Here is a 17,830-nt window from a genome sequence, read left to right on the forward strand (position 1 = left end):
TAAACGTATTATTTAAGTGAATTAAATATACAATTAATTCGAATTTGTTCTCTACTGATAACGTGAAAATTATATTGGTAAATATTCGTTTATCACATTTTGTAATTATTTTTCTAAAACAGTTGTCAAAAGATAAGTTATAGTCTTATAATGTGTTTATCAGATAATTAATAACAAATTAGGGGATGAACTTTAAATGAAGCGTGCGGAACAATTAGAAAAGACAAGACAAGCAATTTTAAAAACCGCAACTAAATTATTTTTACAAAAGGGTTTTGGTGAAACATCAACTCGTGATATTGCAAAGCAAATTGGAATAACACAGCCAGCCCTATATCACCACTTCAGTGATAAGGAAGTTCTATACCTTGATGTTATGACTAATTTGTGTGGTAAAGTACGTCAGGACATTAATAAGGTAATGAGAAAACATGATTTAACGCCTAACGAACAACTATGGCAAATTACAAAGGCACTAAAGAAACACCATCCGTTAAGCATTTACGATCAATATAATCAAGCAATGCGGTTGCTATCAAAGAGTGCACAGCAAAAGCTTAATATGATATTTACGATGGATTACTTAGAGCCGATTGCGGCATTTTTCCGTCAACCGGAAGTGGAATTGCGTCCGGATATTCTTCCTAAAGAAGCCGCTGAATTATTTATTGCTGGTCTAACGCCAATCTTTGGTACTTCGCAATTGATCGGTGGTCACTCAATTACCCCAGAGCAACGCGATCAATTAATTCTTGACTGCATTATCAACGGCCTATCAAACTGGGGTGGAAAAGGCTAAAAAAACTATAAAAAGTGTTGACAAAATTAAATAGAACCACTATACTAAAGTAGTATGTAATTGTGAGTTCATTTGAGCCTGGTGATCTATTGTCCATTAGGTTCTGCATAAAAGCCAAAGACAGTTAATTAACTGTTTTTGGATTTTTTTTGCTCAAAAGTTGCTTTTTATGCAAATTGTAATCAAAATGTAACATTTAAATGGACTCGCGGAATAAATTAGAGAGGTGAACAGTTTGGCTGGACATTTAGTTAAATACGGTAAGCACCGTACCCGTCGTAGCTACTCGCGAATTAAAGAAGTTCTCGAATTGCCTAACCTTATTGAAATTCAAACCGATTCTTACAATTGGTTTATGGATAAAGGTTTACGGGAAATGTTTGATGATATTATGCCAATTGACGATTTCCAAGGTAAGCTTTCCCTAGAATTCGTTGACTATCAACTTTTAGAACCTAAGTACACTGTTGATGAAGCTCGTGAACACGATGCTAATTACTCAGCGCCACTTCATGTTACATTACGGTTAACTAACCATGAGACTGGGGAAATAAAGTCTCAGGATGTGTTCTTTGGTGATTTCCCACTAATGACTGACCAAGGTACTTTCATTATTAATGGGGCAGAACGAGTAATTGTTTCACAATTGGTTCGTTCACCAGGTGTTTATTATAGTGAAGAGGACGGCAAAAATGGTCGGCCAAACTATGGGGCAACCTTTATTCCTAACCGTGGTGCATGGCTAGAATATGAAACTGATGCTAAAAATGTATCATATGTACGAATTGATCGAACTCGTAAATTGCCAATGACCGAGTTAATTCGTGCCCTTGGTTTCGGATCTGATGATGAAATCATTGATATGTTTGGCGGTGATAGTGAGACATTATCACTAACCTTAGACAAGGATGTTCATAAGAATGCTGAAGACTCACGAGTTGAAGAAGCATTAAAGGATATTTATGAACGGCTTCGTCCTGGCGAACCAAAGACGGCTGATTCTGCAAGAAGTCTTTTAACAGCACGGTTCTTTGATCCAAAGCGTTATGATATGGCTCCAGTTGGTCGTTACAAGACTAATAAGAAGTTAATGCTTAAATACCGGTTGCTTGGGGAGACCTTAGCTGAGACCTTAGCTGATCCAGATACTGGTGAAGTGTTAGCACAAAAAGGTGATACGGTTACTAAGGAATTGCTCAAGAAGCTTGAACCTTACTTGGATCGTGATGACTTCAAGACGATTACTTATACTCCATCTGATGAAGCAGTTGTAACTGAACCGGTTAAATTACAAAAGATTTTAGTTTACTCAAAGGTAGATCCTGATCGTGTTGTTCCTATCATTGGTAATGGTCATATTCCATTAGAATACAAGCACATTGAACCTGCTGATATTCTTGCTTCCTTGAACTACTTCTTCAACTTGCAAGAAGGCATTGGCACTACAGATGATATTGACCACTTGGGTAATCGTCGTATTCGTTCAGTTGGTGAATTACTTCAAAATCAATTCCGGATTGGTCTTGCTCGAATGGAACGTGTTGTTCGTGAACGGATGTCAATTCAAGATCCTGATACTGTTACACCACAACAATTGATTAATATTCGACCAGTAGTTGCTTCTATCAAGGAATTCTTTGGTTCATCTCAGCTTTCCCAGTTCATGGATCAGACTAACCCACTGGGTGAATTAACGCATAAACGGCGTCTTTCAGCCCTTGGACCTGGTGGTTTGACTCGTGATCGTGCTGGATATGAAGTGCGGGATGTTCACTATACCCACTATGGTCGGATGTGTCCAATTGAAACTCCAGAAGGACCTAACATTGGATTGATCAACAGCCTATCTTCCTATGCTCGTGTAAATAAGTATGGATTTATTGAAACTCCATACCGCCGTGTTTCATGGAAAGATCACAAAGTTACGGACAAGATTGATTATCTAACTGCCGACGAAGAAGATAACTTTATTATTGCGCAGGCTAACACCCCATTAAACGATGACGGATCCTTTGTTGACGACCAAGTTATGGCCCGTGATAAGGATGACTACATTGAAACTAGTGTAGATAACGTTGATTACATGGATGTTTCTCCTAAGCAGGTTGTTTCTGTGGCCTCTGCTTGTATTCCATTCCTTGAAAACGATGACTCAAATCGTGCCTTAATGGGTGCCAACATGCAACGGCAAGCAGTTCCGTTAATCAATCCACATGCTCCCTTGGTAAGTACCGGTATTGACTACAAGGCTGCCCATGACTCTGGGGTTGCTTTGATTGCTAAAAAGCCTGGTACAGTTGAATATGTTGATGCTCGTGAAGTTCGTATTCGTGAAGAAGACGGTACTTTAGATACTTATAAGTTAATGAAATTCCGTCGGTCAAACGGTGGTAAAAACTATAACCAACGACCAATTGTTAAAGTTGGTGAACATGTTGATGCAGATGATGTATTAGCTGATGGTCCATCAATGGAACAAGGTGAATTAGCCCTTGGACAAAACCCATTAATTGCATTTATGACATGGCAAGGATATAACTTCGAAGATGCCATTGCTATTAATGAACGGTTAGTAAAAGATGATGTTTATACATCTATCCATATTGAATCATATGAGTCAGAAGCACGTGAGACCAAGCTTGGACCTGAAGAAATGACACGGGAAATTCCAAATGTTGGTGACGATGCGTTGAAAGACCTTGATGAAGATGGGATTGTACGTGTTGGTGCTGAAGTTCATGATGGTGATATTCTGGTAGGTAAAGTTACACCAAAAGGAATGACCGAATTATCCGCTGAGGAACGGTTACTCCATGCGATCTTTGGTGAAAAGTCACGCGAAGTTCGTGATACATCCTTACGTGTCCCTCATGGTGGTGGCGGTATTATCCAGGATGTTAAAGTGTTTACTCGTGAAAACGGTGATGAATTAGCTCCTGGTGTAAATACAATGGTTCGTGTATATATCGCACAAAAGCGTAAAATCCAGGTTGGGGATAAGATGTCTGGTCGTCATGGTAACAAGGGTACCGTGTCAATTGTTGTTCCGGAAGAAGATATGCCATATATGCCAGATGGTACTCCTATTGACATTATGCTTAGTCCAATGGGTGTGCCTAGTCGTATGAATATTGGTCAGCTTCTTGAATTGCACTTAGGAATGGCTGCTCGACGTCTTGGTATTCACATGGCCACTCCAGTATTTGATGGTGCCTCAGACAAGGATGTCTGGGATGCTGTTAGAGAATCAGGATTCCCAGAAGATGGAAAGACAATTCTTTACGATGGACGTACTGGTGAACCATTTGAAAACCGAATTGCTGTTGGTTCAATGCACTATCTTAAGTTAGCCCACATGGTTGATGATAAGATTCATGCTCGTTCAACTGGTCCTTACTCTCTTGTTACTCAACAGCCATTAGGTGGTAAGGCTCAGTTCGGTGGACAGCGGTTTGGTGAAATGGAAGTTTGGGCTCTTGAAGCATATGGTGCAGCTTACACCCTTCAAGAAATCCTTACTTATAAGTCAGATGATACAGTGGGTCGTGTGCGGACATACGATGCAATTATCAACGGTCAACCAATTCCTAAGCCAGGTGTTCCAGAATCATTCCGTGTTCTTGTTAAAGAATTGCAGGCATTAGGACTTGACATGAAGGTTCTTGATGGAAATAACAAGGAAATTCAATTGAAGAACATGGATGAAGATGATGATGAAGTTGTTAATGTGGATGCTTTAGCTAAGTACGCAGAGCAACACAAAGCAGACGAAAAGAATAATGAAGATGGTAAGTCTGAAGCAACTTCTGCAACTACCGATGACAAGACTAATCAAAATTAATATTTAGGTTGCTACGGTTTACTGAAATAAGGAGGAACATCCTTTGATTGATGTCAATAAATTTGAAAGTATGCAGATCGGTCTGGCATCTCCAGATAAGATCCGTAGTTGGTCATATGGTGAAGTAAAGAAGCCTGAGACGATTAACTATCGGACGTTAAAGCCAGAAAAGCAAGGTCTGTTTGACGAAAGAATCTTTGGCCCAACCAAGGATTACGAATGTGCTTGTGGAAAGTACAAACGTATCCGTTACAAAGGTCGTGTTTGCGATCGTTGTGGTGTTGAAGTTACAAGTGCAAAAGTTCGTCGTGAACGAATGGGACACATTGAGTTAGCTGCTCCTGTATCTCACATTTGGTATTTTAAGGGAATCCCAAGCCGGATGGGACTTGTTCTCGATATGAGTCCACGTTCACTTGAAGAAGTTATTTACTTTGCTTCATATGTTGTTCTTGATCCAGGTGATACACCTCTTGAAAAGAAGCAACTTTTAACAGAAGCAGAATATCGTGATAAGAAAGCAGAATACGGTGACCGTTTTAAAGCTGAAATGGGTGCTGCTGCTATCCAAAAACTTTTGGCAGATGTTGACTTAGATAAAGAAGCTGCTGAATTAAAGGAAGAATTAAAAGAAGCTACCGGTCAAAAGCGGACTCGAGCTATTCGTCGTCTTGATATTCTTGAAGCATTTATTAAGTCTGGTAATAAGCCAGAGTGGATGGTTATGGATGTAATTCCAGTTATGCCACCTGATTTGCGCCCAATGGTTCAACTTGAAGGTGGACGATTTGCAACATCTGATTTAAATGATTTATATCGGCGGGTTATCAATCGTAACAACCGGTTGAAACGGCTTCTTAAACTGCAAGCCCCTGGTATTATCGTTCAAAATGAAAAACGGATGCTACAAGAAGCTGTTGATGCATTGATTGATAACGGGCGGCGTGGTCGTCCTGTTGCTGGACCTGGTAATCGTCCATTGAAGTCTCTATCACACTTACTTAAAGGTAAGCAAGGACGTTTCCGTCAAAACTTACTTGGTAAGCGGGTTGACTACTCTGGTCGTTCAGTTATCGATGTTGGTCCATCATTGAAATTAAACCAAATGGGACTTCCTGTTCCAATGGCTCTTGAATTATTCAAGCCATTCATCATGCACGAATTAGTTAAGCGTGGTCTCTCAGCAAATGTTAAGGCAGCTAAACGTAAAATTGACCGCAGTGATGATGATGTCTTCGATGTACTAGAAGACGTTATTAAGGAACACCCAGTTCTCCTAAACCGGGCACCTACTTTGCACCGTTTAGGAATTCAGGCCTTTGAACCTATCTTAGTTTCTGGTAAATCAATGCGGTTGCACCCATTAGTATGTTCTGCATACAATGCTGACTTTGATGGGGACCAGATGGCTATTCACGTTCCATTATCTGATGAAGCGCAAGCAGAAGCACGGCTACTAATGCTCGCTGCTCACCATATTCTAAGTCCTCGTGATGGTGAACCAATTGTTTCGCCATCACAGGATATGGTTATCGGTAACTACTACATGACCACTGAAGATAAGGGTCGTGAAGGTGAAGGAATGATCTTTAAGAATACCGACGAAGCCGAACTTGCATATCGTAATGACTATGTTTCATTACAGACGCGGGTAGGTGTTCAGGTATCTGCATTCCCTGATAAACCATTTACTGATGAACAACGTAACAAGATTATGGTAACAACTGTTGGAAAACTTCTTTTCAACCGGATCATGCCAAAGGATTTTGCATATATCAATGAACCTACTGATGCAAATATTCAAAATGGTGTTGATGATCGTTTCTTCTTGGAACCTGGTGAAGACATTCATGAGTACTTAGAAAATGCTCCGTTAGTTCCACCATTTAAGAAGGGCTTCTTATCAGACTTAATTGCTGAAGTTTACAAGCGTTATAAGGTTACAAAGACTTCCCAGTTCTTAGACCGGATCAAAGACTTGGGATACTATGAGTCAACTATTTCTGGATTAACAACTGCAATGTCTGATATTCATGATTTACCAGAAAAGCCAGAGATTCTCGAAAAAGCGCAAAAGCAAGTTGCTCTTATTACTAAGCAGTTCCGTCGTGGTTTAATTACAGATGACGAACGGTATGAACGAGTAATCGGTGCTTGGAACGATGCTAAAGATGAAGTTCAAAACAAGTTAATTGAACACATGGATATTCATAACCCAATTAACATGATGTCTGACTCTGGTGCTCGTGGTAACATTTCAAACTTTACTCAGTTAGCTGGGATGCGTGGATTGATGGCATCACCAAACGGTAAGATTATGGAGTTACCTGTTAAGTCCAACTTCTATGAAGGACTTTCTGTGTTGGAAATGTTTATTTCATCACACGGTGCTCGTAAAGGTATGACTGATACCGCCCTAAAGACTGCTAACTCAGGTTACTTAACCCGTCGTCTTGTTGATGTTGCACAAGATGTTGTTGTTCGTGAAAAGGATTGTGGAACTGACCGTGGTCTTGAGGTTACAGCTATTACGAATGGTAATGAAATGATTGAACCACTTTACGATCGGATTATGGGTCGGTATACCATGAAGTCTGTCTTTGATCCTAAGACTGGTGAAAAGATTGTCGATAAGAATGTTCTTATTGATGAAGAGATGGCACAAAAGATCGTTGACGCCGGTGTTAAGAAAGTAACTATTCGTTCAGCATTTACTTGCAACACTGAACATGGTGTTTGTGAACGTTGTTATGGACGTAACGCTGCAACCGGTGACCGTGTAGAAGCTGGTGAAGCGGTAGGTACTGTGGCTGCTCAATCAATTGGTGAACCTGGTACACAATTGACTCTTCGTAACTTCCACACTGGTGGGGTTGCTGGGAACGATGATATTACTCAAGGGCTTCCTCGTATTCAAGAAATTGTTGAAGCACGTAATCCTAAAGGACGCGCAACTATCACTGAAGTTACTGGTGAGGTAGTATCCGTTGAAGAAAATCCAGCTGAACGGACTAAAGACGTCACTATTAAGGGTGAAACTGATACGCGGACATACACATTACCAATTACCGCACGGATGAAAGTTGCTGAGGGTGACTTTATTCACCGAGGTGCACCATTGAATGAAGGGTCAATTGATCCTAAAGAATTAATTCAAGTTCGTGATGTGCTTTCAACAGAAACGTACCTCCTAGCTCAAGTTCAAGGTGTTTACCGTATGCAGGGTATTGATTTGCTGGATAAGCATGTTGAAATTATGATCCGGCAAATGATGCGTAAAGTTCGGGTAATGGACCCTGGTGATACAGACTTATTACCTGGTCAGTTAATGGATATTAGTCAATTCCGTGATGCTAATAAGGATACATTAATTGCTGGAAACATTCCGGCAACGGCACGCCCAGTTATTCTTGGTATTACTAAGGCTGCACTTGAAACTAATAGTTTCTTATCAGCAGCTTCATTCCAAGAAACTACACGGGTATTAACTGATGCAGCTATTCGTGGTAAGAATGATCCATTAGTTGGATTGAAAGAAAATGTTATTATTGGTAAGATTATTCCTGCAGGTACTGGTATGAGTGCTTATCGGAATATCAAGCCAAAAGAAGTTAGTGTTGCTGCTTACTCAATTAAAGACATTGAGGCAAAATTAAAAGAAGAAGATAAGCAAAACTAAATTAAAAAAAGGCGATGGTTGACCGATTGGTACCATTGCCTTTTTTATTTAGATGAGGTGATTACTTGGCAAAGAAATATGAAATAGAGCTTCCAGATTCAGCATTTGAAAAGACTGACTTTTCCACAAATGAAGAATTATCTCTTAGTGTGAACCATAAACAAATAAATATAAGACCCATAAAAGTGCGAGATCAGTTACCGAAAATTAATATTTTTTGGTACGTTATACCGGCAGTTATTTTATCAGCGGCATTTTTAATATTTGTTAATTTAAAGAGCATTACCACCATCCCAATAACTGGGGATGATTACTCTATTGCTAATGGAGCATTAATATTAGGGGGGTGCAGTGGTGTGCTTTCTTTTTTAGTGACATTTATTGTTACTAAAATTCTGGGTAAAGGGCCAAGTAAAGACTTTTATTGGCGAAGTTTGCCAACGATTACAATTGCTTGCGGGCTTATTATTGCTTTTTCTTTTTCAGCAATATTTTGGCTTTTTGAGCAAATGTTTAAGGGGGCACGCTTTGATATCTATACGGCAACATGTTTTATTTTTGTAATATTAGCGGCATTAAATTACATTATGATTAATTTAGCGCTAACCTTATCGTCAGGCGTAATAACTAATTTACTAACTATTATGATTATTAGTGGAATGCTGTTTTCAATGTTAACGAATTCTTCTCGTGATTGGTGGCGGTATAATTTTAGTTTCCTTGGAACAGCCAAAAACTCAACAAGTTTTCAGTTTAACATTACTTTGATTTTTACAGGGTTATTAATGATTGCTTTAGTTGATTATTTATTTGTTAGTATTCAGAAGAGATACCGTGGTTATAAGATTCAAGTTTTACGTTGGCTATTAATTATGTTAGCTATTTGTATTGCATCTATCGGTATCTTTCCTAATAATCCACAATTTCATATATTGCATGACCGAATTTCCATGTGGCTTGTTTATATTATGCTTATATTAATCATAGTAGTTAGATGGGTTTTGCCAGAAGTGACTAAGCAATTTTTGACGGTTTCCTATGTTATCGGTGTAGTAATGGGAGCAGAATATATTGTTTTTAAACTGACCGATTACCTTTCATTAACGGCATTTGAGTTGTTTGAATTTGGGTTAGCGTTTTCCTGGTTATTACTGTTATTGCAAAACATTGAAAATTTGGCCCAATTTGGTCAGAATCTTTTCGTAATTAAGATAAAACCAATTGATAAAAAATAATAAGTAGAGTTAAAAATCTTCTCACAGACATTTAGTTTTGTGTGGGAAGATTTTTTAGCATCCTTGCCAAAAAACACTTAGCAGTGTACATAGTGCTAAGGCAGGAATAAATGGTAATTTTTTCTTATGTGTATATAGAAAGAATAAAAGCATGATTATTGAACTTATTTGGATAATTAGAAGTGTTTGCTGCCAGCCCCAAATAATGCAAATAAAAAATAGATACTCAATGTCACCATTACCAAGCATTTTAGTTAAGGCAGAGAATAGTAATAAAGAGGTTGCGATAATGCAAGCAGCTATAAAATTGTGAAAATAATTCTGAGGAATCGACAAAAAAGCTATGGGGAGAATACCTAATAGTGCAAAAGAATAAATGACATTAGCAAAATAATCAGTTGATGATAAAAAGAGAAGACTAATAATAAAGAGAGAAATTATCAGATCATGTAAAAAATTATAATTAATTAAAATAACAAAAGCTGTTCCAGAGATAAATTCAATCATTGGCATATATGCGGTAATTTTATGATTACAAAAAGAACAGCGACCTTGGAGAAAAACAAAACTAATAATAGGGATGAGTTGCCACCAGGGTAAAATAAGAGAACAGTTATCACAATGGGACCTATAAGGTGTAATTAGTGAATGCTGGACTACTAAACGTTGACTACAAGAAACGATAAACGAACCTAAGCAGGCGCCAAATATAAATGGAATAAAAAGCAACATGATAATACCTCCTAATTATATAAATACGTATTTTTTTTGAAAATACACTTAATGAATTTAAAAAGAAATCATTTTGGAGTCGTTGACATTCACGTGAGAGCGTGATAGTCTATTTAAGGTGCTTTTTTAGCAACGGAGTGTCTGTCGTTGGGCAGATGCATCAACGAAGGCACATAATTAAATATTACATCCGGTGATTTTTTTATAATCAAAAAAGAACCGCCTGGATGTGTGGACTTAAAATAAGGAAGGGGAAAAATTATGCCAACCATTAACCAATTGGTACGTAAAGGCCGTAAGAGCCACAAGGGTAAGTCAAAGTCACCGGCCCTTGGATATGTTTACAACACTTTCAAGAAAGAAGAAATTAAGACGCCATCACCACAAAAGCGTGGGGTTGCTACTCGTGTGGGTACTATGACTCCTAAGAAGCCTAACTCAGCTTTGCGTAAGTACGCCCGTGTACGTCTTTCAAACTTAATCGAAGTTACTGCTTACATTCCTGGTATTGGTCACAACCTTCAAGAACACTCAGTTGTTTTGATTCGTGGTGGTCGTGTTAAGGATTTACCTGGGGTTCGTTACCACATCATCCGTGGTACTCTAGATACTGCTGGTGTTGAAGGCCGTATGCAATCACGTTCTAAGTACGGTGCTAAGAAGCCTAAGGATAAGAAGTAATTTAAGGAGGAGTTAAGTAATGCCACGTAAAGGACATGTACAAAAGCGTGAAATTTTACCAGATCCAATGTACAACTCAAAGTTGGTTACTAGCTTAATCGACCACTTGATGATTGATGGTAAGCGCGGAACTGCTACTAAGATTTTATACGCAGCTTTTGATGAAATTAAGAATGAAACTGGTAATGATCCAGTAGAAGTATTCCAACAAGCAATGGAAAACGTTATGCCTGTCTTAGAAGTTAAGGCACGTCGTGTTGGTGGTTCTAACTACCAAGTTCCAATTGAAGTTCGTCCAGACCGTCGTACTACATTAGGTCTTCGTTGGATTGTTCAATACGCACGTTTGCGTGGAGAACACACAATGGTTGAACGGCTTGCACGTGAAATCATTGATGCTTCAAACAACACTGGGGCTTCAGTTAAGAAGCGTGAAGATACGCACCGTATGGCCGAAGCCAACCGTGCATTCGCGCACTACCGCTGGTAATAATCACTGTCAATTGATACTGGTTATTTAACTAGTTTCAGTGAAGGGGTGACGTAATTTATATTTAGACGTCACCCCTTTTTGAAAATAATGCTAAAATAAACATAACCATATTTTGGAAGGAGATACTCTTTTAAGATGGCTAATAAACGTGAATACCCACTTGCTAAAACTCGTAACATCGGTATCATGGCTCACATTGATGCTGGTAAGACGACTGCAACTGAGCGGATTCTTTACTACACTGGTAAGATTCACAAGATTGGTGAAACCCATGATGGTGCTTCACAAATGGACTGGATGGATGAAGAAAAGGAACGTGGTATCACTATCACTTCTGCAGCCACTACAGCTGTTTGGAAGGATAATCGGATCAACATTATTGATACACCAGGACACGTGGACTTTACTGTCGAAGTTGAACGTGCATTACGTGTGCTTGATGGTGCCGTAACTGTGCTTGATGCTCAAGCTGGTGTTGAACCTCAAACTGAAACTGTTTGGCGTCAAGCTGACCAATTTAATGTTCCACGAATTGTTTTTGCTAACAAGATGGATAAGATTGGTGCAAACTTTGATTACTCAGTTCAGACTATTAAAGATCGTTTGAATGTAACACCACTTCCTATTCAAATGCCAATTGGTGCTGAAGATGACTTCATTGGTTTAATTGACTTGGTTAAGATGGTTGCTTATGTTTACGATGAAGATAAGTTAGGTACTAATTGGGACACTGTTGACATTCCTGATGATATGAAGGAAGAAGCTCAAAAGCGTCATGATGAAATGATTGAAACGTTAGCAGATATTGATGATAGCATCATGGAAAAATACCTTGAAGGTGAAGAAATTTCTGTTGACGAAATTAAAGCTGCTATTCGTAAGGGTACCCTAGAAGAACAAATCTTCCCTGTATTAGCTGGTTCAGCTTACAAGGATAAGGGTATCCAAATGATGCTTGATGCTGTTATTGATTACCTTCCATCACCACTTGATGTTAAGCCTTTTGTTGCGCATGATGCAGATGGCAACGAAATTGAATTGACTGCTGGTGATGACAAGCCATTTGCTGCTTTGGCATTTAAGATTGCTACTGACCCATTCGTTGGTCGTTTAACTTTCTTACGTGTTTACACTGGTTCACTTCAATCAGGTTCATACGTTCTTAACGCAACTAAGGACAAGCGTGAACGTATTGGTCGTTTGCTTCAAATGCACTCAAACCAACAACAAGAAATTCCAGAAGTATTCTCCGGTGATATTGCTGCTGCTATTGGTTTGAAGAACACTACTACTGGTGATTCATTAACTGATCCTGATCACCCACTTCAACTTGAATCAATGGACTTCCCAGAACCAGTTATTCAAGTTTCTGTTGAACCTAAGTCTAAGGCTGACCAAGATAAGATGGACAAGGGACTTCAAAAGCTTGCTGAAGAAGACCCAACATTCAAGGCAGAAACTAACCCTGAAACTGGTGAAACATTAATTGCCGGAATGGGTGAACTTCACTTGGATATCATTGTTGAACGTCTTCGTCGGGAATTCCATGCCGAAGTTACTGTTGGTAAGCCACAAGTTTCATACCGTGAAGCATTTACTAAGACTGCAAGTGCTCAAGGTAAGTTCGTTCGTCAATCTGGTGGTAAGGGTCAATACGGTGATGTATGGATCGAATTTACGCCGCTTAAAGAAGGGGAAGGATTCGAATTTGAAGATGCCATCGTTGGTGGTGTTGTTCCTCGTGAATTCATTCCTGCTGTTGAACAAGGTTTGAAAGAAGCTATGCAAAATGGTGTTCTTGCCGGATACCCACTTGTTGATATGCATGCTAAGCTTTATGATGGTAGTTACCACGAAGTCGATTCTAGTGAAGCTGCCTTCAAAGTTGCTGCGTCATTAGCCCTTAAGAACGCTGCTAAGAAGGCTGATCCTGTTATCCTTGAACCTATTATGAAGGTTGACATTGTTGTTCCACAAGACAACATGGGTGATGTTATGGGTCAAGTAACTGCTCGTCGTGGTACCATTGATGGTATGGAAGAACGTGGAAATGCTCAACTTATCCACTCATTTGTTCCACTATCAGAAATGTTTGGTTATGCTACTGCATTACGTTCTGCAACGCAGGGTCGTGGTACCTTCACTATGACTTTTGATCACTACTCAGCTGTTCCTAAGTCAGTTCAAGAAGATATTATCAAGAAAAATGGTGGCAATAATTAATTATTGATACCAAGATCTCAAATCCATCAAAAAGGATTGTGGCTTAATAGCTACAGTCCTTTTTTTCGTAAAAGGCTGTTTAATGAAGAGTCTAAAGAAGATGAGAAACGTAATAGGATTTATTTGTGACTTCTCACGATCATAAAATCTTTGGTGTTCAGATTGACTCTGTAGCTTTTATGATTTGTTTTTTATATCGGTATACGGCGTCTTTCTACGATTAATTAAGAGTTACCAATTTATAAAAGTAGAGTTACATTAGTAGGAATTTTAGCAAATGTAGTTTAATTGATATGAAATGACGGAAAATAGACTATAGCTAGAGATAGAATCTATCTATTTTGTAGTGAAAATATGGTAAATATATTCTCAATAACTAAGATGAAAGTTTACAAAAATATTTCAATCGAAATTATTTTAATAATTCCCTTGAACTATAACCGTTTCTTTAGTATTATGGATAGGTGCTTGAGCTTTGGCGGTATTATTTGCCTTACCCCTTAAGTATTCAAGCTGCGAAGCGTTGATGCGGAAGGTTGCGACACACCCGGCCGCTTTGCCACAGGATGTGGCGGTAATTTCCGCGGAGCTAGTCAAATTTTAAATCTGACGAAGGAGGGAACATAATGGCAAAACAAAAGATTCGTATTCGGTTAAAGGCTTATGAACACCGTATTTTAGATCAATCTGCTGACAAGATTGTTGAAACTGCTAAGCGTACAGGTGCTCAAATTTCAGGTCCTATCCCGTTACCAACTGAACGGACTATTTACACTGTTATCCGTTCACCACACAAATTTAAGAAGTCACGGGAGCAATTCGAAATGCGCACACACAAGCGTTTGATCGATATTGTTGATCCAACACCAAAGACTGTTGATTCATTAATGAAACTTGATTTACCAAGTGGTGTTGATATCGAAATTAAGCTTTAATAACGATTAATATAGAATATACATAAAACATAAAATTGGAGGTGTACTCATGACCAAAGGAATCTTAGGTAAAAAGGTTGGAATGACTCAAGTTTTCACTGACAATGGTGAATTAGTTCCAGTTACTGTTATTGATGTAACACCAAACGTTGTTATGCAAATTAAGACTGTTGAAAATGATGGTTACAATGCTGTGCAACTTGGTTTCGATGACAAGCGGGAAGTCTTGAGCAACAAGCCTGAACAAGGTCATGCAGCAAAAGCAAACACGACCCCTAAGCGCTTCATCGGTGAAATCCGCGACGCTGAATTAGGGGACGTTAAAGTTGGAGACGAAATCAAGGCTGATGTCTTCTCAGAAGGAGAAACTGTCGACGTTACGGGTACTACCAAGGGTCATGGTTACCAAGGTAACATCCACAAGGATAACCAATCCCGTGGACCTATGGCGCACGGTTCTCGTTACCACCGTCGTCCAGGTTCATTAGGTGCAATTATTAACCGGGTATTCAAGGGTATGAAGCTTCCCGGTCGTATGGGTGGTAAGACGGTTACTATGCAACACCTACAAGTTGTTAAGGTTGACCTTGACAACAACGTTTTACTCATTAAGGGTAATGTTCCAGGTGCTAACAAGTCTTACGTAACTATTAAGAACTCTGTTAAGGCAAACACAAAGAAGAGCCTTAGCAAGCAACACAACAAATAATAAGAAAGGAGGAAGTTAAATAATGACTAGCGTTAATTTGTACAAACAAGATGGTAGCCAAAATGGTACTGTTGATTTAAACGAAGCAGTATTCGGTATTGAACCAAACGAAAATGCTGTCTTTGATGCAATTTTGCGTCAACGTGCTTCTTTGCGTCAAGGTACTCATGCCGTTAAGAACCGTTCTGCTGTTAGCGGTGGTGGAAAGAAGCCATGGCGTCAAAAGGGTACTGGTCGTGCTCGTCAAGGTTCCATTCGTTCACCACAATTCCGTGGTGGTGGTATTGTTTTTGGACCTACTCCACGTTCCTACAAGTACAGCCTTCCACGTAAGGTTCGTCAACTTGCCATCAAGTCAGCTCTTTCTCAAAAGGTTCTTGATAACAGTTTTGTAGTAGTTGATGCATTAAACTTTGATGCACCAAAGACAAAGGAATTTGCTGATGTATTGAGTAACTTAAAAGTTGCTGAAAAGACATTAGTTGTTGTTACTGAAGACGACAAGAATGCAGCTTTATCAGCACGCAACTTAGCTAATACTACAGTTGTTACTCCTGCAGGTGTTAATATCTTAAACGTTGTAGACAACCAAAAGATCATCATCACTAAGTCAGCTCTTTCTCAAGTAGAGGAGGTGCTCGCATAATGGAAGCACGTGACATTATTTTACGTCCAGTAGTTACCGAAGCTTCAATGGCCGGTATGGACGATAAGCGTTACACGTTTGATGTTGATTTACGAGCAACCAAGACACAAGTTAAAAATGCAGTTGAAGAAATCTTCGACGTTAAGGTTGTAAAGGTAAACATCATGAACGTAAAGGGTAAGCAAAAGCGTCAAGGTCGCTACGTTGGTTATACTAAACGTCGTCGTAAGGCTATTGTTACCTTATCTGCTGACTCAAATGAAATTAAGCTGTTCAACGATAACAGCGAAAACTAATCATTAAAAAAAGGAGGAAAAAACAGTGGGAATTCGTAAATACAAAGCAACCACTAACGGACGCCGTAATATGAACGGTTATGACTTCGCAGAAATTACGAAGACTGCGCCTGAAAAGTCATTATTAGCTCCGTTAAAGCACACCGCTGGTCGTAACAGTTATGGTCATATTACTGTTCGTCACCGTGGTGGTGGTACTAAGCGTCAATACCGTATCATTGACTTTAAGCGGATTAAAGACGACGTTCCAGCAACTGTAAAAGCAATTGAATACGATCCAAACCGTACTGCAAATATTGCTTTGCTAGTTTATGCTGATGGTACTAAGTCATACATCATCGCTCCTAAGGGATTAAAAGTTGGTATGACAGTTCAATCTGGTCCAGATGCTGATATTAAAGTTGGTAATGCTCTTCCATTAAAGAACATTCCAGTTGGTACTGTTATTCACAATATTGAATTGAAGCCAGGTAAGGGTGGTCAACTTGCTCGTTCTGCTGGTGCTTCAGCTCAACTACTTGGTAAAGAAGAAAAGTACGTATTAGTTCGTCTTTCTTCCGGTGAAGTTCGTATGGTGCTTGCAACTTGCCGTGCTACTATCGGTACTGTTGGTAATGACGAACACGCTTTAATTATCAAAGGTAAGGCTGGTCGTACACGTTACGCTGGTCAACGTCCTCATGTTCGTGGTTCTGTTATGAACCCTAACGATCACCCACATGGTGGTGGTGAAGGTAAGCAACCTGTTGGTTTACCATCTCCTCTTTCTCCATGGGGTAAGAAGACTGTTGGTAAGAAGACCCGTTCACACAAGGCTCGTTCAAACAAGTTCATTGTTCGTGGTCGGAAGCGTGGTCCACATACTCGTTAATATTTTATACGTTCTTAATACCCGAGAGGAGGTACACTAAATGGGTCGTAGTTTGAAGAAAGGACCTTTCGCTGATGCTTCATTACTGAAGAAGGTTAAGGAGCAAGAAGGTTCCGAAAAGAAGACTGTCATCAAGACTTGGTCACGTCGTTCTACCATTTTTCCAAGCTTTATTGGTTACACATTTGCAGTATACGATGGTCGGAAGCATGTCCCAGTCTACGTACAAGAAGATATGGTTGGTCATAAGTTAGGTGAATTCGTTCCTACTCGGACTTTCCATGGTCACGCTGCAGATGACAAGAAGACAGGTAAGTAAGGAGGGTGAAATAAAACATGGCTGAAAACATCACGTCCGCTAAGGCTACCGCTAAGATGGTACGGGTTTCTGCTCGTAAGGTTCGTCTTGTATTAGACGCTATTCGTGGTAAGAGTGTTGCCGAAGCATTTGCTATCTTGAAGTTCACCCCTCGTGGTGCCGCTTCAGATGTTGAAAAAGTATTAAAATCTGCTGTTGCAAACGCTGAAAACAATTTCGACTTAGATCGTGCTTCATTGGTTGTAAGTGAAGCCTTTGCTAATGAAGGACCAACCCTTAAGCGGTTCCGTCCACGTGCAAAAGGTTCTGCTTCTCCAATTAATAAGCGGACTAGTCATATTACAGTGGTTGTTACAGAACGATAGGAGGAA

Annotated in this window: 15 protein-coding genes; 14 read left to right on the forward strand and 1 reads right to left on the reverse strand. The window is 39.4% G+C overall.

Going from position 1 to position 17,830, the window contains the following annotated elements; translation table 11 throughout:
* Positions 1–196: 196 nt before the first annotated feature.
* The 4 genes from H5S39_RS07440 (at position 197) to H5S39_RS07455 (ending at position 9,554) form a co-directional block, all read left to right on the forward strand.
* Positions 197–799 carry a TetR/AcrR family transcriptional regulator gene (locus tag H5S39_RS07440; RefSeq protein WP_182596567.1) on the forward strand — a complete coding sequence of 201 codons (603 nt, stop codon included), beginning with the start codon at positions 197–199 and terminating at the stop codon, positions 797–799.
* Between the two features lie 226 nt (positions 800–1,025).
* Positions 1,026–4,640 carry a DNA-directed RNA polymerase subunit beta gene (gene rpoB, locus H5S39_RS07445; RefSeq protein ID WP_182596566.1) on the forward strand — a complete coding sequence of 1,205 codons (3,615 nt, stop codon included), beginning with the start codon at positions 1,026–1,028 and terminating at the stop codon, positions 4,638–4,640.
* 43 nt (positions 4,641–4,683) lie between these two features.
* Positions 4,684–8,319, forward strand: coding sequence for a DNA-directed RNA polymerase subunit beta' (gene rpoC / locus H5S39_RS07450; RefSeq protein ID WP_182596565.1), 3,636 nt, complete (start codon positions 4,684–4,686; stop codon positions 8,317–8,319).
* Between the two features lie 65 nt (positions 8,320–8,384).
* On the forward strand, positions 8,385–9,554 hold the full coding sequence (locus tag H5S39_RS07455; RefSeq protein ID WP_182596564.1) for a DUF998 domain-containing protein: 1,170 nt from the start codon (positions 8,385–8,387) through the stop codon (positions 9,552–9,554).
* 54 nt (positions 9,555–9,608) lie between these two features.
* Here H5S39_RS07455 and H5S39_RS07460 read toward each other — a convergent pair whose 3' ends face one another.
* On the reverse strand, positions 9,609–10,286 hold the full coding sequence (locus H5S39_RS07460) for a prepilin peptidase (RefSeq protein WP_231832873.1): 678 nt from the start codon (positions 10,284–10,286) through the stop codon (positions 9,609–9,611).
* Positions 10,287–10,547: 261 nt separating this feature from the next.
* Here H5S39_RS07460 and rpsL point away from each other — a divergent pair, with 261 nt between their 5' ends.
* The 10 genes from rpsL (at position 10,548) to rplV (ending at position 17,824) form a co-directional block, all read left to right on the forward strand.
* On the forward strand, positions 10,548–10,967 hold the full coding sequence (rpsL, locus tag H5S39_RS07465) for a 30S ribosomal protein S12 (RefSeq protein ID WP_003664576.1): 420 nt from the start codon (positions 10,548–10,550) through the stop codon (positions 10,965–10,967).
* A gap of 19 nt (positions 10,968–10,986) precedes the next feature.
* Complete coding sequence (gene rpsG, locus H5S39_RS07470) at positions 10,987–11,457, forward strand: 30S ribosomal protein S7 (protein WP_003668788.1); 471 nt, start codon at positions 10,987–10,989, stop codon at positions 11,455–11,457.
* A 138-nt stretch (positions 11,458–11,595) separates the two neighbouring features.
* Positions 11,596–13,683 (forward strand): elongation factor G, encoded by a 2,088-nt coding sequence (gene fusA / locus H5S39_RS07475; RefSeq protein ID WP_182596563.1) that lies wholly within the window; start codon positions 11,596–11,598, stop codon positions 13,681–13,683.
* Between the two features lie 626 nt (positions 13,684–14,309).
* Positions 14,310–14,618 carry a 30S ribosomal protein S10 gene (gene rpsJ / locus H5S39_RS07480; RefSeq protein ID WP_003664569.1) on the forward strand — a complete coding sequence of 103 codons (309 nt, stop codon included), beginning with the start codon at positions 14,310–14,312 and terminating at the stop codon, positions 14,616–14,618.
* 49 nt (positions 14,619–14,667) lie between these two features.
* Entirely contained in the window at positions 14,668–15,327 is a 660-nt protein-coding gene (rplC, locus tag H5S39_RS07485) for a 50S ribosomal protein L3 (RefSeq protein WP_182596562.1), read from the forward strand.
* 22 nt (positions 15,328–15,349) lie between these two features.
* Entirely contained in the window at positions 15,350–15,973 is a 624-nt protein-coding gene (rplD, locus tag H5S39_RS07490) for a 50S ribosomal protein L4 (protein WP_182596561.1), read from the forward strand.
* Positions 15,973–16,269 (forward strand): 50S ribosomal protein L23, encoded by a 297-nt coding sequence (gene rplW, locus H5S39_RS07495; RefSeq protein ID WP_182596560.1) that lies wholly within the window; start codon positions 15,973–15,975, stop codon positions 16,267–16,269. The genes rplD and rplW overlap by 1 nt, the downstream gene beginning before the upstream one ends.
* A gap of 25 nt (positions 16,270–16,294) precedes the next feature.
* Positions 16,295–17,140 carry a 50S ribosomal protein L2 gene (gene rplB / locus H5S39_RS07500; RefSeq protein ID WP_182596559.1) on the forward strand — a complete coding sequence of 282 codons (846 nt, stop codon included), beginning with the start codon at positions 16,295–16,297 and terminating at the stop codon, positions 17,138–17,140.
* A 40-nt stretch (positions 17,141–17,180) separates the two neighbouring features.
* Positions 17,181–17,459, forward strand: coding sequence for a 30S ribosomal protein S19 (gene rpsS, locus H5S39_RS07505; protein ID WP_003716091.1), 279 nt, complete (start codon positions 17,181–17,183; stop codon positions 17,457–17,459).
* A 17-nt stretch (positions 17,460–17,476) separates the two neighbouring features.
* A complete protein-coding gene (gene rplV, locus H5S39_RS07510) occupies positions 17,477–17,824 on the forward strand; it encodes a 50S ribosomal protein L22 (RefSeq protein WP_003664558.1) in 348 nt (115 codons plus the stop codon).
* Positions 17,825–17,830 lie beyond the last annotated feature (6 nt).

Source organism: Limosilactobacillus rudii (assembly GCF_014145455.1).
Taxonomy (GTDB): domain Bacteria; phylum Bacillota; class Bacilli; order Lactobacillales; family Lactobacillaceae; genus Limosilactobacillus; species Limosilactobacillus rudii.